This is a genomic window from Actinomadura opuntiae, from assembly GCF_030283205.1.
Lineage (GTDB): Bacteria > Actinomycetota > Actinomycetes > Streptosporangiales > Streptosporangiaceae > Spirillospora.
The window spans coordinates 143,203-162,160 of sequence record NZ_JASNWF010000015.1 but is presented as its reverse complement, the minus strand read 5'-3'; the positions used below and the strand labels follow the sequence as shown (position 1 = coordinate 162,160).

Below are 18,958 nucleotides of genomic sequence, written 5' to 3'. Positions count from 1 at the left end.
TCAACATTTTCACCCACGGTGAGTGCTCTGTGTACGCCTTGGCACTGAAGAACAGGCGTTCTGGTCGGCTCTTCGACATCGGCCGGGAGCGGGGTGCCCTCGAAAGTGTCGGCAGAACCAAGGTCGGCATCGGCTACTTTGGGTACTTGCAGCTCGTCCCGGCGGCTCAGGAAGACCTCCGGGCGCCATCCGGCAACGCGTGAAAGGCCCGCAGACGATGACAGCACAGCCGGCCGAGGCTGCGGAGAAGACCGCCCACCCCGACGAGGTGAGCCGAGCCCATCACGCCCTGCGTCGCGCGATCATGCACGGCGAACTGCGCGCCGGCGATCCGCTGTCGCAGGTCGAGCTGGCCCGGCAGCTCGGGGTGAGCCGCGGTCCGTTGCGCGAGGCGCTCAGAATCCTGCAGCGCGAAGGGTTCGTCCAGCAGGAGTCCCAGCACCGCGCCCGGGTTTCGGCCTTCAGCGACGAGGACCTCGACGATCTCTACGCGATGCGGATCAGCCTTGAGGCGCTCGCGATCGGGATCGCCGTCCCGCGGATGAGCGAGGAACACCTCCAGCGGCTTGACCACCTGCTCCAGGAGATGGACGACAAGGCCCGCATCGGGGACGTCGAGCAGTGGGAGTGCCCGCACGAGCAGTTCCATCGCGCTCTGGTCCACCCGTCCGGCCCGCGCATCGAACGCGAACTCGCCCTGCTGTCGGACCACGCCACGCGCTATCGCCTGGCCTTCGTCTCCTGGAACCCGCTGGAGTGGCAGGCGGACACGAGCTCACAGCACCACACGATCGCCGAGGCGGTGAAGTCGCGTGATGCGAACGCCGCCGCCCGCGCACTGGCCACCCACCTGGGGCGCACCGCCCTGGTCGTCCTCTCGATCGCCTCACCCACCTACGAGCCCGTCCGCATCCGCAGAGCCCTCGCCGCCGCCTGCAACCAGTAGCCGACATCGGTCAGCCCTCACCGAACGCCGCCGACAGCCCGCACTGGGTCAGGTCCATCACCGAGGAGTCGGTGAGTGTGGTGACGTCGGCCGCGCCCACCACGGCGGACTCGGCGACACCGGGTGGGAGACGTTCGTGCTCGGCGGACTGCCGACCGGTGACCTCGTGCCACCACACGTCCCGCGTGGGAGGTCCACCTCGATTGATATTCGACTATAGGCTACATTAATCAAAGACTCACATATCATTGAATCATCGGGACAAAGGACGCTCTACGGGCATGCCGCGATTCCGGGCGGCGAAAGGAAGCGGCAATGAGCCAGAACGAGAAGGTGTTCGAGCCGTCGCGCGACGAGGCGCACGGGCTGCTGAGCGGGTTCGAGCCGGGCACCCGGCCCCTGCGAGCGGGCTACCGGATCGACCCCGGCTTCCGGGCGCTGCCGACCGACGTCGTGTTCGAGAAGGACGTCGCCGTCACCATGCGCGACGGCGTGAACTCTTCCTGGCCGACGGCACGGTCATCGGACACGCGCTGACCCGGTTCGGTGACACCACCGACGGCTTCGCCGCACACCTGACGGTCTACGTTCCCGCCGCGTGCCCGCAGGACGTACTGGAGCACCACTTGCGGCATTTCGCGGTCGAGTTCAGGAACCGGATCGTCGCCGCTGCGGCGGCCCGCGCCTGACGTGCAACCGCTGGTACCACCACTCGCCGGTCGAAAACGTGGGTACGGCGAACCGGAAAGATCACTGTCCGTAACACGCGATGAGATGCAAGGAGCTTCCATGAGCGATGACCTGAAGGTGTTCGTGCCGTCCCACCCTCTGGAGCCGGGCGACCGATACGGAATTCTGAGCGGGTACGAGCCCGGAATCCGGACGCTGGAGTCGGGCTTTCAGATCGCCCCGCCGTTCAAGCCGCTACCCGTCGATGTCGTCCTGGAGAAGGATGTTGCGGTCACTTTGCGTGACGGCGTCACGATCCATGTCGACATCTTCCGGCCCACCGGCACGGAGAAGGTGCCCGTCATCGTGGCCTGGAGCCCGTACGGCAAAGGACAGGGCACCTCTGCCAGCGTGATCGGCATCTTCGGCATGGTGGGACTGGACAACGGGATCGTCTCGGGCCTGGAGAAGTTCGAGGGCCCGGACCCTGCGTACTGGTGCGCGCACGGCTACGCGATCTGCAACCCCGACATCCGGGGCGTGGCCCACTCCGAAGGCGACAGCGTCGTGTGGGACCGCCAGGAGGGCCGGGACTGCTACGACCTGATCGAGTGGCTGGGCGTCCAGGACTGGTGCACCGGCAAGGTCGCGATGAGCGGAACCTCGTATCTGGCGGTCTCGCAGTGGTTCACCGCGGCCGAGCAGCCTGGCCACCTGGCGGCGATCAATCCGTGGGAGGGCGTGAGCGATGTCTACCGCGATCTGGTGATGCGCGGCGGCATGCCCGACACCGGCTTCGCCCAGCAACTCCAGGACCACACCTACTGGGGAAACAACCGCAAGGAAGACCTCCTGGCGGAGGCTGAGCGCTACCCGTTGATAAATGCCCTGTGGGAAGACAAGATCCCGCAGTTCGAGAAGATCACCGTGCCCGCGTACGTCGTCGCCAGCTACTCCAACACCCTGCACACCGCAGGCACCTTCCGCGCCTGGCGCCGGATGGCTTCCAAGGACAAGTGGCTGCGCATCCACAACAGCCAGGAATGGCCCGACTACTACGACGAGGCCAACCGGGAGGATCTGCGCCGGTTCTTCGACCACTTCCTTAAGGGCGAGGACAACGGATGGGAGCAGACGCCATGGGTGCGCTACTCGCTGCTCGACCTCGAAGGCGGCGACCGGGTGAACATCCCGGCGGACCAGTTCCCGCCGGCAGACGTGATGGCGACCAGGTACTACCTCGACGCCCGCTCACGGACCTTGGGCACAAAGGTGCCCACTGCCGAGGCGACGGCGACCTACACAGCCGGGACCAATCCGGACCTGGTGTCGTTCGTGACACGCTTCGATAAGGAGACCGTGCTGGTCGGATATCCGAAAGCACACCTGTGGGTCGAGGCGGAGGGGGCCGACGACATGGACCTGTTCCTCCTCGTCCAGAAGCTCGACGCCTACGGCACGCCGCTGCAGCAGTTCACCGTGCCCAACCACAACGCACGGGTCCATGACATCACCGAACACGGCGCCTCCATCCTGCGGTACAAGGGCAGCGACGGACGGCTTCGCGTCTCGATGCGCCATCTGGACGAGACGCTGTCCACTGAAGACGTCCCCGCCCACAGCTTCGACCGCGTCGAAAAGCTCTCACCCGGGGAAGTCGTCGACGTCGAGATCGATCTGCTGCCGGTCGGGCTCACGTTCTATCCGGGCGAACAACTTCGCCTCATCATCAGCGCGCACAGCATCCTGGGAACGATGATGCCCGGAAACCGCGAATACGTCCCTCAGAACCGGGGAACGCACGTCGTGCACACGGGAGGGGACCGCGCATCGTACCTGCAGCTCCCTGCCCGACCCGCGTGACATCCAGTCGGCTCGCCCCGTCTCGGGCGGGGCGAGCCGACGACATGCCGAGAGCACATCCGCCGACCTTCACCCAAGCGACAGAGGCGGTGATGGGCTCCTCAGTGGCTGTCGGAGTGTCGGTGGCCGCGTCCTCGCTCGGGGCAGCGTTGATCCGCGTCAGCGCTCGTGCGATCTTGTCCCAGTCCTGGCGGGCATAGAGGGTGTTGCGCGGCATCAGGTGAACCCCAGAGTCTCCGCGATGGTGCGGGGCCAGACGGTCCTCACCGCTTCGAGCAGGTCTCCACCGCCTCGAGCAGGCCTTTCAGGCCGTAGTTCCGCGGCCAGGGGTGTTCATCAGGCTGACCAGATGTTGCAGGTGCTTCCGGAAGCGGGCGACTGCGGCCGGATCCTCAGCGCCGCTCGTGCTCCCGTCGGCGTTGAACAGTCCCCTGTTGAGGAAACCCACGACACACCAGGCGACGGTGGCTATCTGCATCTCAGGGTCGGTGGGCAGTGTTACGCCACGGCTTTTATCGCTCATTATCTGGTGAACGGGAGCTACATATCGGTATTCGAGCTCGGCAAAGTCGGCGGCATCGTGCAGCAATCGATGCATCCACAACGCCGTCGCGTGAGGATTCTCCAAGTGGAAGTCCAGGAAGGCATCCGCGAATCGACGGAAGCAGTCCAGGCCCGGGGCGGCATTCTCCAGGGCGGTTTCAAGGGCGTCGCGCTGGCGCCGGATAAGCTCCTCCATGACTGAACGGTATAGACCGCTCTTTCCGCCCGCAGCGGCCACTTCTCGCCTGTCGGCCCCGGCGGAGACGAGCAGGTCAGTGGTGGTGCCATCATATCCGACCTCGGCGAAGATCCGGCCCGCGATGTCGCGAAGCGGCTCGGAGATCTCTCTGGCCTCAGGATCATCCCTGGACATTCTTCTACTATCGGTGCCTCTTCGCTGGGGAGGCAACGCCGCTGTCGAAAAATTCAGGTTCCTTGACCTGTGGCCGACCCGGCTCTACCGGGCGTTAGGGCGCCCTGGTCGGTAGGGCATCGGCTTGTGAAAGCTTTGTGTGAGTCTGGTCGAGGAATCTAGGGTAACTAATTAGTGTGAAAGTGGTCGAGGAGCGTCAGTCAGAATCCAGAAGATCGCGAGGGGATTGACGGGGGTCCCGGTGAGCCCGTGGATGCGCGGAGGTGCCCAGCCCCTGGTTGCCGCATCCACTGAACGGCGTCCAGGCTCATGTCGAGTGGCGTCCGGGGTCGACGTCCATCCGCCCCGGACCACCAGCGCATCGCCGGATTCCAGTTCTACGCCTTGGCGTCTTTGGGCAACTTCTAAGTCGCCGGAGGTGACCTCGTAGCCGCTCGGGAGCGGGCCGTCGGCGGCCAGGTCCAGCAGGACGCTACGGGTGACGATACCGGACGCGAAAGCGGTCGTGGATCCATGGCGAACCCCAGTCGGCCCTCGTCGGGGTCGATGCTGGCGTTGATGACCGGGTGGGCTTTCAGCGTCTCGGCGGCGGCTCTGACGAAGAACGGCAGCGGGGACAGTTTCAGGCCCTCGCGGGCGGCGAGCGTGTCCTTCGCCTGGGCCCGCAGCCGCATGATGGCGGGAGCATCGGCTTCGACGACCGAGGTGAGCTGCGCCGAGGTCTGCAGGGCCTTGGTCATGTTGCCGGCGATCACCTTGCGCATGCGGCTCATCTGGATCGTCCGCCCGCGCAGCGCGCTTGCGGTGGTCTCAGCGGCAGCGCGCGGCAGGCGCAAGTGCAGGTGTGAGCTCGGTGGCGTTCGCGGTCCTGTCGTGTGGAGAGGACACCCGCGCGGCCGGGGCAGCGGCTGCGGCCGGCGGAGATATGGGCGCACATGTCGACGCGGTCTCTTCTGTGCGGGAGGGCGGCAAGGCCGTTGACGGAGTGGTCGCCGACGTGGTGCGGGCGGGCGCGCCGATGAGGCTGAGTTGGGCGCCGACCTCGGCGATCTCTTCTTCGCCGACCAGTATCTCCAGGAGCACGCCTGCGGCCGGGGCGGGAATCTCGGTGTCCACCTTGTCGGTGGAGATCTCCAACAGTGGCTGGTCAGCCTCGACGATATCTCCGACGTCTTTCAGCCAGCGGGTGATGGTGCCTTCGGTGACGCTCTCGCCGAGCACCGGCATGACCACAGGAGTGCGGGGCGCCCCGCCGGCTGGTACGGCCCGGTCCTCTTGCACTGGTCTTGCAGCGGAGGAGGTGGCGACGGTGGGAGTCGGTGCGGTGGGCGCATCCGGCGGCGCGGCCTGACGGGTCGCGGGGGACGGCGCAGCGTCCGGAACCCGACTTCGGTGGTCTCGTCCTCGGCCACCGCGATCGAGGCCAGGATTCCCGAGATGGGGGCCGGTATCTCGGTGTCGACCTTGTCCGTGGAGACCTCCAGCAGTGGTTCATCGGCCCGGACATGGTCACCCTCGGCCTTCAGCCAGCGAGTGACGGTGCCTTCGGTGACGCTTTCGCCGAGCGAGGGCAGTGTTACTGAGACCGGCATGTTCGTTGGCTTCCTTGTCGTGGCGGAGGGATGGGCGGCTGGCGAGCCCGCGGCCGGTCGCCTTCCGGGCGACCGGCCGTCCGGATGCTCCGGGAGCCGGCCGCGGCGTGGTGCTTGGCTGGACAGGCAGCTGAGCACCAGGCAGGAAGGCAGACCCAGCCAGGGGACGGGCCCCGACCACCCGCGGCGGGAAGAGGGGCATCCGACACCTCTCGCCGATTCAGCGGATGCGGGGGAGGTGAGGGGTGTGAAGGGGGCTCCGGTTCGGGCGGCGATGTCGCTCGTTGTCGGTCCCGCGGTTGTTGGACACCACCCGCAGCCCGCCTGCGCCCTGGTCGTGAAGCGCGGCGATCAGCGTGGCGGGGACACCGCACAGGCCGAAGCCTCCCACCGCCAGGGGCGCACCGTGCCCGATGTCCGCCACCGCTTCCCTGGCAGAGCCGAATGTCTTGTCCATACGATCCTTCTACAAGCGCACGTGGATGCCCCGGCCGCACGTCCGGCGGAACCGGCCGCTACCGTTCGTGGCCGACGCGCGTTTACAAGGCGGCGTCGTCCTGCGGGCCCCAAGCAGGGGCATCAGCTGGTTCCTCACCGGCGCCGGTGGTTTCGCCCGGCGTTGAGGAGGTGACCATGCCGATTCGGCCGCCTGGTGCCAGGTGGCGGGGCCGCGGTGCTGGCGCTTCGGCCCGTGTGTGCGGTGCTCGGGCTCCTGACCAGGTGCGTTCGACTCCGCTCAAGGCTTTCATGGGACTGGCTCTCCAATACGTTCGGATCGGGTTGTTCAGGTGCCGCTTGGTGCGTGCTTGCCGGATGTCCACGGTGCGTGCCGGGTGTTCCGCCCCGGCGCCGGCGAGCCGGGCACGGATCCGGAAGCGCCCGCGGCGGCACCGCGAAGCGTGCGTGGGTCACTGCGTCAGGTCCAGGGCGGCTCGGATGATGCTGTCGGTGTCGATGCCGTGATGGTGGTAGACCTCTTCCAGCGAGCCGGACTGGCCGAAGTGGGTCACGCCCAGCGTGCACAGCGGTACGCGGTGCAGGCCGGCGAGGAAGGCCAAGGTGTGGGGGTGGCCGTCCAGGACGGTGATCAGGGGGGTGGCGCGGTCGGCGGGGAAGGCCTGGTCCAGGATCCAGGTGTCGGCGTGGCCGTGGCCGGAGCGGGCGCGGAGGGCCTTGAACAGCAGGCCGGGGCTGGTGACACAGACGATGTCGGCTGCGATGCCCTGCGGCGCGAGCCGCTCGGCGGCTTCCAGCGCCTCGGTCACCGTGGCGCCCATGGCGGCGATGGTGACCTGGGGATGTTCGGTGCGGCGCAGCGGATAGGCGCCCGCGACGACTTGGCGGCGGCGGCGCTCGCGGGCGGCCGGGTCGGCGGGCACCTGGGCCAGCGACTGGTCGACGGGCCGGGTGGAAAGCCGCAGATAGGCCGAGCTGCCCTCCGGGTGGCCCAGCCGGGCCAGCGCGGCCAGCAGGATCCACTCGGTGTCGAGGGCGAATGCCGGCTCCCAGGTCGTGCAGCCGGGCTGTTCGAGGCCGAGGGAGGGGGTGGTGATGGACTGGTGGGCGCCCCCTTCGGGGGCCAGGGTGATGCCGGATGGTGTACCGACGAGAATGGACTGGCCGCCGGCGTAGATGCCGAAGGACCAGGGCTCCAGGGCGCGATGGACGAAGGGGTCGTAGAGCACGCCGATGGGCAGCAGTGGTTTGCCCCAGCGGCTCCAGGTCGCGCCGAGCTCGCCGAGCAGCCCGACGAGGTTGGTCTCGGCGATACCGAGTTCGATGTGCTGGCCGGAGGGCTTCTCGCGCCAGTGCAGCAGCGTCTCGGCGTCGTCGTGGAACCAGTTGACGCGCTCGGTGGGGGCCCAGACCCCGACCTTGTTGACCCAGCCGCCCAGGTTGGTGGTGGAGCTGACGTCCGGGCTGACGGTGACGACGCGGCGGGCCGTCTCCGGTGCCGCGCGGGTCAGGTCGAGCAGGGCCCGGCCGAGGGCGGCCTGAGTGGTCGCGGTCCCGGTGGGAGTGCGGCCGATGTCGGCGGGCACCGGCAAAGGCGCCATGGCCTCGGCCGGGTCACGGTGCAGCCGGGCCGCGGCCCCGGCGCACAGGCGCCCGGCCGCCGAGTCGGCGGCCAAACCCTCCCACGGGCTGGCAGGATCGGCGCCGATCCGGGCGGCCAGTTCATTGATCTGGGCGCCGGTCAGCAGCGAGGAATGGTTCTGCGGGTGGCCCTGGGTCGGCAGCCCATAGCCCTTGACGGTGTAGGCGAAGATCACGGTAGGACGGTGGTCGTCGATGGCGGCGAGCGCGCCGTCGAGCGCTGCTAGGTCGTGGCCGCCCAGGTTCCGCAGGGCCTCGAGCAGGGTCGAATCCTCCAACTCCTCCAGCAGGGCGGCGATCTGCTGGGCTTCGGAGCCGCCGCCGGGCAGCCGTTCGCGCAGGTCGCTCGCGGAGCAGCGCAGCAGCCGCTGGTACTCGGGGTTGGGCATCGCGTCGATGCGGCTGCGCAGCTGTGCGCCACCGGGGCGAGCGAACAGCTCCTCCAGGAGGGTTCCGTACTTCAGGGTGAGCACCTGCCAGCCGGCCGAGGCGAACATGCCCTTCAGCCGCTCTGCAGCGATCTCGGGCACCACCCGGTCCAAGGACTGCCGGTTGAGGTCGACGATCCAGACCAGCTCGCCGAGCTCGGCGACCTGCGGATCCAGCACCGCTTCCCAGACAGCGCCCTCGTCCAGTTCGGCATCGCCGACCAACGCATACTGCCGTCCCGCCGCGGTGCCGGGATCCTGCGAGGCGTAGCGGCGGGCGATCGCCCCCCAGATGGTGGCGGTGGCTCCGATGCCGACCGAGCCGGTGGAGTAGTCGACCGGGTCGGGGTCCTTCGAGCGGCTGGGGTAGCTCTGCAGCCCACCGAACGCGCGCAGGGTCGGCAGGAAGTCGGCGTCGAGGTTCCCCTGCAGGTAGTTGATGGCGTGCAGGACCGGGGACGCGTGCGGCTTGACCGACACCCGGTCCTCAGGCCGCAGGTGCACGAACCACAGCATGGTCATGATCGACACCATCGAGGCGCACGAGGCCTGGTGGCCCCCCACCTTGAGGCCGGTGGGGTTGGGGCGCACCCGGTTGGCGTGGTGGACGATGGCGCTGGACAGCCACAGCACACGCTCCTCGACCTCGCGCAGGACGTCGAAGGAGCCATCGCCGAAGGCACGGGAAGCGGCGGCTTGAGCGGGGGCAGCGGTCATGCGGACCTCCTCGCGACCTGCACTCGCCGAAGCGGGCCGAAGGTCGGGAAGCGACGGGGGTAAACGGGGAAAGCGTGCACGGCACGGCACGAACGGGAGACTGCTCTGGCGGGCACTCCAGGAACGACGCGGCCGGATCGCGGCCGCAAGCCGATCGCCACGCGAGCAGTTCTGGCAGTGAGCACACCACCACGGCGGGGATGTGCGCAATAGTCTGCGTTATAACAGTGCAGGATGCTCAAACTCCACCCCTCACTCCCCGAGAAGGTGCGCATCGTGACCAACTCCGCGTCCAACTCCGCGACCACCTCTGCGCGGATCAATTCCACCGATGCCCGGCTTCTGCTGGCCCGGGCTGCGCATCCCCGGGCCACCGCGGTGGCGCTCGCCGAGCAGGCGGGCCTCAGCCGCAACACGGTCCAGTCGCGGCTGGCCGCCCTGGACCGCACCGGCGCCGTGGGCTCCTTCGAACGCCGGATCGACCCGGCCGCGCTCGGCTATCCGCTGACCGCTTTCGTCACCGCCCGCGTCGTCCAGCGGCGGCTCGACGAGGTCGCCGCCGCGCTCGCCGCGATTCCCGAAGTGCTCCAGGTGTACGGCCTCACCGGCGACAGTGATCTGTTGATCCAGGTGGTGGCCGCCGATGCCGAGGACCTGTACCGGATCGCCGGGCAGATCCTCGGCGTTCCCGGGGTGGAGCGCACCAACACCGCTCTGGTCATGCGCCAGATGGTCCAGTACCGCATCACCCCGCTCCTGCGGCGAGCCGCCGCGGGCAGCTCCGGGGCGCCCCGCTGACATACCTGATAACATCGGGCCCGGCGGGCTCATCAAGTGCCCTGAAGGAGGGCCGGTGTGGCTGGAGTGACCACGACCGGGGTGCGCCGCGTGGAGCCGCTGTCAGTGGTTGAGCAGGTGACCAAGGAGATCCGCCGGTCCATCCTCGCCGCCGACCTGCGTCCGGGTCAGGAGTTCTCTCTGCGCGAGATCGCCGGGCAGCTCGGCGTCAGTATCATTCCGGTGCGTGAGGCCCTACGCCGCCTTGAGGGCCAGGGCCTGGTCATCACCGCTCGCGGCAAGAGCGCCACGGTCGCCCCGCTCAGCCACGACGACCTGCGCGCCATCTACCGGCTGCGCCGAAAGATGGAACCTGAGCTCGTCGGACAGTCCTGCCTGCTGCTGACCGACCGTGATCACGCCCGGCTGGCAGCCCGTCTGGACACCTTCGGCGACAGCAACCTCGGGCTCGAAGAGATCTACGAAGCCCACTACGAGTTCCACCTCGAACTGCTGCGCCCCGCGGCCACCGAGTGGGACCTGCGCGTACTGGACATGCTCTGGCACGCGGCCGAACGCTACATCCGGCTCGCCTTCGGCGGCCGCGACAGCGACCCCGACGAACCCCACAGGCGAGAAGAGGCGCACACGCGCCTGCTCGCCGCGGTGGCCGAACGCGACCCCGACCACGCCGCTCAAGCCGTCCTGCACCACTTGGACGTCAACGAGCAGATCGCCCAGCAGGGCATCGCAGCCGTCGCCGACTGACAGTGCTGATGTAGCAACAGGCCGAGGCCGGCAACTCGGAACCTCCGGCCGCAGCCGGGAGAGCAGGGGCACCGGTGCGCGGATGCGCGGTGCACCGCCGCCGGGAAGGCGCGGCGCCCGAGCCGGCCTTCCCACCTGGTGTGCAACTCGGGACTGTTGCCTCGCCCGCATACTCGCCAAGGACGTAGACGGCGACCACATCTGCCCAACGACCAGTGCCTCTGTACCTCGACGTCCTGAACCTCGCCGTCGAGGCGGCAGGTCCGCAAGCCCGTCGTTTGTTGCGGTCATGTGAAGAAAGTCTCCCCAGAGCATTGCTGTTATAACATATCGCGGCTACGGTGATGCGCATCGCTCGCTCTCGAAGCACCCCGGATCCGCGGGTGGCAGCACCCGCGACCCCGAGGTAAGAGTCCAGGGAGATCCGCAATGTCAGCGAGCCCGAAGTTCGCCCACGTTGTTTTCCAGACGGCCCGGCCGCAGGAGATGCGCGACTGGTACTGCACCGTCCTGGACGGCCATGTCGTCTACCAGGACGAGGCCCTTTCGTTCATCACCTTCGACGAGGAGCACCACCGGGTGGCCCTGATCCACCCGCACGTGCCGTTCAAGCGCAGGGCCGCCGACACGGCTGCGATGCACCATGTCGCCTACACCTTCGATTCCCTCGACGACCTGCTCGCCCGGTACGTCCTCCTGCGTGATCGAGGTGTCGCGCCGGCCGTCTGCATCGCGCACGGTGTCACCACCTCGATGTACTACCGCGACCCTGACGGGAACATGGTCGAGATGCAGATCGACCGGTTCGCCGAGCCGACCGACGCCACCGCCTACATGAAGGGCGCCGAGTACGCGGCCGACTCCGTCGGGCCCGCCTTCGACCCCGAGGCGCTTCTGGAGGCCCGGCGCAACGGCGCAACGGCGGAAGAGCTCTGTGACCGCGCCTGGGCGCTCGAGTCCGAACTGCCCGACCCGATGCCAGCCCTCATGGGCGGCGGCGCCGACTGAAGGCAACGAACACATGATGCGAGACCAGCAGGCAATGCGAGACCAGCAGGCAGCCCAGGGCCCCGCGCGACAAGGACTTGCGGCTGGCTCCTATGTGATGGGACTGACCCCGTTCACCCGGGACGGTGACCTCGATGAAGGCGCACTTCGCGAGCACGTGCGGTGGATGGCTCGCGAGAACGTCGGCTTCTGGCCCGCCAGCCCCGCCACCGGCGAGGGGGTGCAGATGAGCGACGCCGAGATCTTTCGCGTGCTGGAGATCGTGTCCGAGGAGGTCGCGGGCCGCAGCCCGGTGGTCGCCGGTAACCGCGAGTTCCCGACGGCGGCACAGAACATCGGCTTCGCCGCCGAAGCCATGGCGCGCGGGGCTGACGCGGTGCAGATCTACCCGCCGACCCTGGGGCACTCGTTGGCCCCGAACGCCGCGATGCTGCAGGCGTTCTACGCCGAGGTCCTCGCGGCGATCGACGCGCCCGTCGTGCTGTCCAGCAATTTCACGACCGGGTTCGAGGTGCCCGCCGCCGTCCTCGAGCGCCCGATCGAGGAGTTCCCCCATGTGATCGGGGTTTTCAAACACCATCCCGACCAGCACAACGTCGCCGAGTTCGTCGCGCGGTTCGCGCCGCACACCACGGTGCTGACGATGACGCAGAGGCTGATGTTCTCCTTCGCGGTCGGTGCGGCAGGCGAGTTGGACAACCTGCAGAACGTGGCGCCGCGCCTGTGCCGCGGCCTGCATAACGCCCTCCACGGCGAGGACCTGCCGGCGGCAGGGGAGATCTATCGCTCTGTGACGCAACTGTGGAGTGGGATTTCTCGGTTCTGCGCCGAGTTCGCGGCACCGAGGGTCGTCGTCTACAAGGCGATGCTGCGCATCCAGGGCCTCCCCGGCGGCTACGCCCGAAAGCCGTACCTCGACCTCGAAGAGGGTGCCCTCAACGCGCTTGCCCGAATGATCGACGCCCTCGGCCTCCGCGACCTCGAGGGCCTCGGGTGACCAGGCCGGACCGACTCCCGGTGAGGGACGGATACGGCAAGCCGAGTGGAAGGAGCGCACGATGAGCACTGAGAAGCGGAGTGTGGCGCCCCAGGTCTTCCGGAACATGATGGCGGGCGTCTGCGCACCGGTCACCGTGGTCACGACGGTCAGCGACCGGTCACCGGCCGGCGCGACGGTGAGTTCCTTCGCCTCGCTGTCGCTCGATCCGCCACTGGTGACGGTGGCCTTCGACCGGGCATCGCGGGTCCTGGCCCAGATCCTGGTCGAGCGGCGGTTCGGGGTGAACCTGCTCGGCCACGCCCAAGCCGACCTGGCGGTCCTGTTCGCCACGCGGAACGTGGACCGTTTCTCCCAGGCCGACTGGCACCTGGAGAACGGCCTTCCGCGCCTGGACGGGGCCGCCGGCTGGCTCGAATGCGAGCTGCATGAGGCCGTCGAGGGCGGCGACCACATGCTCCTGCTCGGGCATGTCGTCGGAGCGAGCCGGGCGGAGCTTCCGCCGCTCGTCTACGCCCACCGCACCTTCGGCACCCACTCCCGCTACGGCGAACGCCGCCGCCCGGCGATCACCGACTCCATCGCCGCCCTGGCCCGCTGACGACCACCGATAGGGAGAAGGCACCCACTATGGCATCCGCCACCACCGAACAGCCGACCGACACCGCCCCCACCGCCACCAGCACCGAAGAACTGGTGGCCCGGATCAGAGACCTTCACCCGCTGCTGGAGAAGAATGCTGCACGAGGCGAGCAGGACCGCCGAGTGGCGCAGGAAAGCATCCGGGCTCTCACCGAAGCCGGCATCTTCAAGATCGCCCAGCCCAGACGGTACGGCGGGTACGAGCTGCCGGTGCGTACCCAGATCGAGGTATCGGCGGCCGTCGCCGAGGCGGACGGCGGCACCGCCTGGGTCGTGACCCTGTGCAACCAGTGCGCGTGGATGACGGGTTTGTTCCCCGAGCAGGCCCAGGACGACGTCTGGAAGTCCACCCCTGAGGCGAAGGTCTCCGGCGTCGTGACTCCGAGCTCGGAGTCGGTGAAGGTCGACGGCGGGTTCGTGGTCAACGGCCGCTGGTACTACAACTCCGGTTCTTGGCACTCCGACTGGGCGGTCCTGGGCATGCCGGTCGTCGACGAGGCCGGCGAGATGCTCGACCACGGCATCGCGCTCATCCCCAGGACCGACCTGGACTTCGAGGAGACGTGGTTCGTGGCGGGGATGAAGTCGTCCGGGTCGAACTGCCTCATCGCCAAGGACGTGTTCGTTCCCGAGCACCGGATCATCTCGGCGCCGAAGGCATGGCAGGGCGAGGTGGCCACGGAGCACACCGACGAGGTGCTGTACCGCAGCGCCTTCACACCGGTCCTGGCCCTGGGCGTCGCGGCCCCCCAGCTCGGGATGGGCCGCAAGGTGCTGGAGCTGGTGAGCGCGAAGGCCGCCACCAAGCCGCTCACCTTCACCTTCTACTCTACGCAGGCGGACTCGGCGGTCTTCAGGCACCAGATCGCGGAGGCCGCGATGCTGATCGACACCGCCTACCTGCACGCCTACCGCGCCGTCGATGAGATCGACCGAGCCGCCCGCGAGGGCACCTATCCCGACGAGCTCGCCCGCGCCCGCGCGCGAGCCGACGCCGGTTGGGTGGTGGAGAACATCACCAAAGCGATCAACCTCCTGCTGTTCGCCCACGGCGCGGCCGGCTTCGCCGAGAACAACGTGATCCAGCGGCACTGGCGCGACTCGGCGGTGGCGGGCCGCCACGCCTACATCGTCCCCGGGGTGAGCCTGGAGATGTACGGCACAGCGCTGCTGGCCCAGGACGGCAACATCACCCCGATGCTCTGAATCGCCCCCGGGTCTCGCCACCCCTCCCTCCGTCTTGGCTAAGGGTCACCAGAGCGCCCGCTGATATCACATATATCCCTCGCGTCTGGAATGGCGCCGGCCATGTCAGGCCGAGCCCGGTTCGTGTGACTGGAAGGCAGGAGAACTGATGAGGAGTAAGAGCGCACCGATCCGTCGAGAACCCGTCCGGGCCGGCGGCCGTGTCAAGGGCCGGGGACGGGGCGACGCGGACGCAGACGCGAGCGGGTCGCACGGTCGGCAAGCGGCGGAGAAGGCTGCAGAGAGTGCCGCGGAAAAGGCCGTGGAGATCAAAGGCCTCACCAAGCGTTTTGGGCGCGCGACCGTCCTGGACCAGGTCGACCTGACCATCGCGCCGGGAGAGATCCACGCGCTGGTGGGGCAGAACGGCTCGGGGAAGTCGACCCTGATCAAGATCCTTTCCGGAGTCCACACCGCCGACGCGGGGCAGATCCGCGTCGGGGGCCGGCCGCTGTCGGCCCCGGTGCGTCCCGCCGATCTCCGGGAGCACAGCCTCGCGTTCGTCCACCAGGACCTCGGCCTGGTCGACGACCTGACCGTCGTGGAGAACGTGCGGGTGGGACAGTACCGGCCCGGTCGCCTCTCGCGGCGGATCGCCTGGGCGCAGGAGGGCCGTCGCGCGGAAGAGACCTTCGCCAGACTCAAGGCGTCCATCCCCAGGGGCGCGCAGGTGGGGTCCCTGCCGGCGGGCCAGCGCGCGATCGTGGCGATCGCACGTGCCGTCCAGGGGCAGCGCCCGGGCACCGGCGCCATCGTGTTCGACGAGTCCACCCAGTCCCTGCCGCGCGAGATGCTGCCCGAGTTCTACGACATTCTGCAGGCCATCGCGCGTTCGGGCACCGGAATCCTCATCGTCAGCCACCGCCTGGAGGAGGTGATGGCCCTGGCGGACCGGGTGACGGTGCTGCGTGACGGGAAGGCGACGGCCGAGGGCGTCCCGGTGGCGGAACTGAGCGAGGCCGAGTTGAGCCGGCTGATCCTGGGACGCGAGCTCGCGAGTGGCCGAATCGGTGCCGCCGCCGATGGCGAACACGTCAAGCCGGAGGTGGCACTGGAGGCCACCGGCCTGTCCGGCAGGGTCCTGCGGAAGCTGGACCTGCAGGTACACGGCGGTGAGGTCATCGGCATCACCGGGGCCGGCGACTGCGGCCTGACCGAGGTCGCCGACATCGTCGCAGGAAACAGCCGCGCGTGCGGAGGCCGGCTCAAGATCGGCGGCAGGGAGTTCACCCTGCCGGTGGGCAATCGTGCCGCCCTGCACGATGCCGGGCTGGCCGTCATCCCCCAGAACCGCATGGAGGACGGGCTGGCGGCCGAGGTGAGCGCGCTTGCGAACGTGACGCTGCCCCGGGTGGGGAGGCGGGGACGTCTCTTCCTGGGCCGCGGCTGGCAGCGGCGCGAGTTCAAGGCGGCGGTCGACGCCTTCGGCATCACGCCGCAGTCGCCGAACTCTCCGGCCGCATGGTTCAGCGGCGGCAACCAGCAAAAGCTGCTGCTGTCCAAATGGCTGCTGAACCGGCCGCAGATCCTGATGGCGTGCGAGCCGACGCAGGCCGTCGACGTCGGTGCCCGCCTGGACATCCTGCGGGCCCTTCGCCAGGCCACCAACGAGGGGATAGCCGTGGTGATCTGTTCGATCGAGGTGCAGGACCTCGCGGTGGTGTGCGACCGGGTGATCGTCCTGCGCGCCGGGCGGGACCACCTGGAGATCGCCGGCGACGTCACCGCCGAAGCGATCACCCGGGCCACCTATGGCTGACCCACCACGTGTGGCTGACCCAGCATGCCGGCCGACGGCGCACGACGAAGGAGACACGGCCTTGACATCGCATGACAGAGCTACTCCCACTACAGAGGCGCAGCCCATCCCGCCCGCCGGCGCTGAATCCGCGAAGGCGGCCGCCGGTGGTGCGAGCCCCGGTCGCAGGGTCGCGGCGGATCTGTCCCGTCGGGGCAGCCTGATCGTGGTCTGGGCCGCGCTGTTCACCACCTTCGGTGTACTCAAACCCGACCGGTTCCTCACCGTCGGGACACTTCAGACAATCTTCGGTTCCCAGCAGGCCTTGGTCTTCATCGCGCTGGGTGCCCTGTGCGCGTTCGCGGTCGGAGAGTTCGACTTCTCGGTGGCGGCGGTCGCCGGGCTGTCGGCGACATTGGTCGCCGTCCTGGTCAGCCAGCAGGGCCTGAACGTGTGGCTGGCGGTGCTGATGGCCCTGGCGGCCGCGGTGGGTGTGGGCGCCTTCAACGCGCTGCTCATCATCAAGATCGGAATCAACCCGATCGTCACGACGCTGGGCGTGTCCACGCTGCTCACCGGCGTCTCCTCCAAGATCTCCAATGGGGGCAGCGTCTTCCTCAACAGCCCGAGCCTCTACAAGGTGGCAGCCACCGACGTTCTCGGGTTGCCGATCAGCTTCTACTACGGGCTGTTGGTGGCCGTCGTCTTCACCTACGTCATGACGTCCACGCCGCTGGGCCGCCACATGCTCTTCGTCGGCTCCAACCGTTCCGTCGCCCGACTCGCCATGGTGCGGGTCGACCGGATCCGCGTGGGCGCCTACGTCTCATCGTCACTGCTGTGCGGTACCGGTGGCGTTCTCATGGTCGGAACCGTCGGCGGTTTCGACCCGGCGAGCGCGTCCACCTATCTTCTTCCCGCACTGTCGGCGACGTTCCTGGGTACGGCCGTCATCCAACCGGGCAGGTTCAACCCGGCCGGCAGCATGATCGCCATCTACTTCCTGGCGACCGGGATCGTCGGACTCCAGCTGCTGGGTTTCGCCGGCTGGATCAGCGACGTCTTCTACGGATCGGCGCTCATCATCGCCATCGTCTTGTCCACGCTGTTCCGCCGTGATCGGCGCCAGGCCTGACCAGGTCGGCAGCCGTCACGGTCGGCGGCCATCGCGGTCGGCAGCCACTGCGGCGCGGTTGCGTCCACCCCATCGCGCGTCTCGAGGGAACCGAATGAAAAGCATGTTGCATCCCAGGTCATCGAACACCCGCCGGGCACCGGGCCGAGCGAGGTGGGCAGCGGCCGCCGCGGCCGCCGCACTCACGGCTGCCGGCCTGAGCGCCTGCGGCGAATCGGACGCCTCCGGTGGGGCCGGGCACGGCGCGACGAGCGCCGCGGGCCTCCAGCACGCCAAGACGGCGGTCGAGAACCACAAGAATGTACAGGGCACATTCAAGGCACCTGGCGAGAAGATCGCCGGGCTCGGCAAGTTCAAGGGACGCACCATCGCCTACGTGCCCATCACTTTGAAGGCGACGTACTTCCAGGCCGAGCTGGAGCAGATCACCCAGGCCGCCGCGCCCTTGGGCATGAAGGTCCAGGTCTGCGACGCCCAGGCCCAGCCGACGGCGGCGACGCAATGCCTCAACCAGGCCGTCGCGTCCGGCTCGGCCGGGATCATCACCGACTCGCTTCCGTTCGCCCTGGCCCGCAACGCCTATGCCGCTGCCGCCAAGGCCGGCGTCCCGGTCGTCGCCTCCGATGTCTCCGACCCGATTCCCCAGCAGTGGGCGAACAAGGTCGTCACCACCGACAACGGGCAGGACGTAGGAGGCCGGCTGATGGCCGACGCGATCATCGCCGACTCCGGAGGCAAAGCCAAGGTGCTGTTTGTGAACACCACCTCGACCAGCACGACGAAGAAGTCCTCCGACGCGGTCCTTGAGGAGTTCAAGACCTACTGTCCCGGCTGCAAGGTGACCACGGCGGCCTGGGAGGCGTCGGCCGTCCAGAAGATCCCGACCACCGTGAGCGTCGCGCTCAACGCCGACCCGAGCATCGACTACGTCTACGTGAGCTACGACCAGCCGGCGAGCCCGCCGGCCCTGCAGGGCATGCAGCTGTCCGGCCGGGCGAACAAGCTGAAGGTGGTCGGGTACGGATCGGACGTCGCGGCGATGCAGCGGATCGCGAACGGGAAGCAACTGGCAGACGTCGCGGTCGACCCGGCGCTCGTGGCGTGGAACAACACCGACCACCTGCTGCGGATGTTGTCGGGGGCGCAGCGTCCGGAAGAGTCCGCTTACACCATTCCGCGGCGCGTCTTCAACAAAAGCAACATCCACTCGGTGAACGGCGGCAGCGTCAAGGACTTCAAAGACGGGGCTTGGTTCACCGATGGTTCATTCCGCAAGACCTACGCGCAACTATGGGGCGTCGGCTGAGCAGCGGTCCACGGTGCCAGAGCCGACATGCGACCGGACGCAGGGGCACGCGGCACGCCGCGCCACCACCCGCCCGCCGACGGCGCTAGGCAGGTAACACTCACCACCGACACA

At 68.4% G+C, this 18,958-nt stretch carries 18 protein-coding genes and 1 pseudogene; 12 read left to right on the top strand and 7 right to left on the bottom strand.

Features of this window, described 5'->3' with window-relative positions; genetic code table 11:
- Positions 1–217 precede the first annotated feature (217 nt).
- Positions 218–946: a GntR family transcriptional regulator gene (locus tag QP089_RS30480; RefSeq protein WP_285916154.1), complete on the top strand. Its 729-nt coding sequence runs from the start codon at positions 218–220 to the stop codon at positions 944–946.
- 10 nt (positions 947–956) lie between these two features.
- Here the strand turns inward: QP089_RS30480 and QP089_RS30475 are convergent, their stop codons facing one another.
- Complete coding sequence (locus QP089_RS30475; RefSeq protein WP_285916152.1) at positions 957–1,124, bottom strand: hypothetical protein; 168 nt, start codon at positions 1,122–1,124, stop codon at positions 957–959.
- A gap of 137 nt (positions 1,125–1,261) precedes the next feature.
- On the opposite strand from QP089_RS30475, the gene QP089_RS30470 reads away from it, so the two are divergent.
- Together QP089_RS30470 and QP089_RS30465 are read left to right on the top strand one after the other, a co-directional pair.
- A complete protein-coding gene (locus QP089_RS30470) occupies positions 1,262–1,483 on the top strand; it encodes a hypothetical protein (protein WP_285916149.1) in 222 nt (73 codons plus the stop codon).
- A gap of 252 nt (positions 1,484–1,735) precedes the next feature.
- Positions 1,736–3,478, top strand: coding sequence for a CocE/NonD family hydrolase (locus QP089_RS30465; protein ID WP_285916146.1), 1,743 nt, complete (start codon positions 1,736–1,738; stop codon positions 3,476–3,478).
- 304 nt (positions 3,479–3,782) lie between these two features.
- On the opposite strand, the gene QP089_RS30460 is transcribed toward QP089_RS30465, so the two are convergent.
- The 6 genes and pseudogenes from QP089_RS30460 to QP089_RS30435 form a co-directional block, all read right to left on the bottom strand.
- Entirely contained in the window at positions 3,783–4,394 is a 612-nt protein-coding gene (locus QP089_RS30460) for a TetR/AcrR family transcriptional regulator (protein WP_285916143.1), read from the bottom strand.
- Positions 4,395–4,565: 171 nt separating this feature from the next.
- Positions 4,566–4,853: a hypothetical protein gene (locus QP089_RS48905; RefSeq protein WP_353070646.1), complete on the bottom strand. Its 288-nt coding sequence runs from the start codon at positions 4,851–4,853 to the stop codon at positions 4,566–4,568.
- Positions 4,799–5,167 (bottom strand): 2-oxo acid dehydrogenase subunit E2, encoded by a 369-nt coding sequence (locus QP089_RS30455; protein WP_285916141.1) that lies wholly within the window; start codon positions 5,165–5,167, stop codon positions 4,799–4,801. Before QP089_RS30455 ends, QP089_RS48905 begins: the two co-directional genes overlap by 55 nt.
- Positions 5,168–5,393: 226 nt before the next feature.
- Positions 5,394–5,986 (bottom strand): annotated as a pseudogene (locus tag QP089_RS30445) (biotin/lipoyl-containing protein); the annotation flags it as partial.
- A 220-nt stretch (positions 5,987–6,206) separates the two neighbouring features.
- A complete protein-coding gene (locus tag QP089_RS30440) occupies positions 6,207–6,443 on the bottom strand; it encodes a CoA-transferase (protein WP_285916137.1) in 237 nt (78 codons plus the stop codon).
- Positions 6,444–6,894: 451 nt separating this feature from the next.
- Positions 6,895–9,228 carry a thiamine pyrophosphate-binding protein gene (locus QP089_RS30435; RefSeq protein WP_285916136.1) on the bottom strand — a complete coding sequence of 778 codons (2,334 nt, stop codon included), beginning with the start codon at positions 9,226–9,228 and terminating at the stop codon, positions 6,895–6,897.
- Positions 9,229–9,504: 276 nt separating this feature from the next.
- On the opposite strand from QP089_RS30435, the gene QP089_RS30430 reads away from it, so the two are divergent.
- From QP089_RS30430 to QP089_RS30390, 9 genes are all read left to right on the top strand, one after another.
- On the top strand, positions 9,505–10,026 hold the full coding sequence (locus tag QP089_RS30430; protein ID WP_285916134.1) for an Lrp/AsnC family transcriptional regulator: 522 nt from the start codon (positions 9,505–9,507) through the stop codon (positions 10,024–10,026).
- Between the two features lie 57 nt (positions 10,027–10,083).
- Positions 10,084–10,773 carry a GntR family transcriptional regulator gene (locus QP089_RS30425; protein ID WP_285916133.1) on the top strand — a complete coding sequence of 230 codons (690 nt, stop codon included), beginning with the start codon at positions 10,084–10,086 and terminating at the stop codon, positions 10,771–10,773.
- Between the two features lie 429 nt (positions 10,774–11,202).
- The gene (locus QP089_RS30420) at positions 11,203–11,781 is read left to right on the top strand and encodes a VOC family protein (RefSeq protein ID WP_285916131.1); all 579 of its coding nucleotides are present in this window, start codon (positions 11,203–11,205) and stop codon (positions 11,779–11,781) included.
- A gap of 97 nt (positions 11,782–11,878) precedes the next feature.
- Entirely contained in the window at positions 11,879–12,778 is a 900-nt protein-coding gene (locus QP089_RS30415) for a dihydrodipicolinate synthase family protein (RefSeq protein ID WP_285916129.1), read from the top strand.
- Positions 12,779–12,839: 61 nt separating this feature from the next.
- Positions 12,840–13,379 (top strand): flavin reductase family protein, encoded by a 540-nt coding sequence (locus QP089_RS30410; protein WP_285916127.1) that lies wholly within the window; start codon positions 12,840–12,842, stop codon positions 13,377–13,379.
- A gap of 29 nt (positions 13,380–13,408) precedes the next feature.
- Complete coding sequence (locus QP089_RS30405) at positions 13,409–14,626, top strand: acyl-CoA dehydrogenase family protein (RefSeq protein WP_285916126.1); 1,218 nt, start codon at positions 13,409–13,411, stop codon at positions 14,624–14,626.
- 301 nt (positions 14,627–14,927) lie between these two features.
- Positions 14,928–16,424 carry a sugar ABC transporter ATP-binding protein gene (locus QP089_RS30400; protein WP_285916124.1) on the top strand — a complete coding sequence of 499 codons (1,497 nt, stop codon included), beginning with the start codon at positions 14,928–14,930 and terminating at the stop codon, positions 16,422–16,424.
- A 61-nt stretch (positions 16,425–16,485) separates the two neighbouring features.
- A complete protein-coding gene (locus QP089_RS30395) occupies positions 16,486–17,538 on the top strand; it encodes an ABC transporter permease (protein WP_285916122.1) in 1,053 nt (350 codons plus the stop codon).
- Positions 17,519–18,844, top strand: coding sequence for a sugar ABC transporter substrate-binding protein (locus tag QP089_RS30390; RefSeq protein WP_285916120.1), 1,326 nt, complete (start codon positions 17,519–17,521; stop codon positions 18,842–18,844). Before QP089_RS30395 ends, QP089_RS30390 begins: the two co-directional genes overlap by 20 nt.
- Positions 18,845–18,958: the final 114 nt, after the last annotated feature.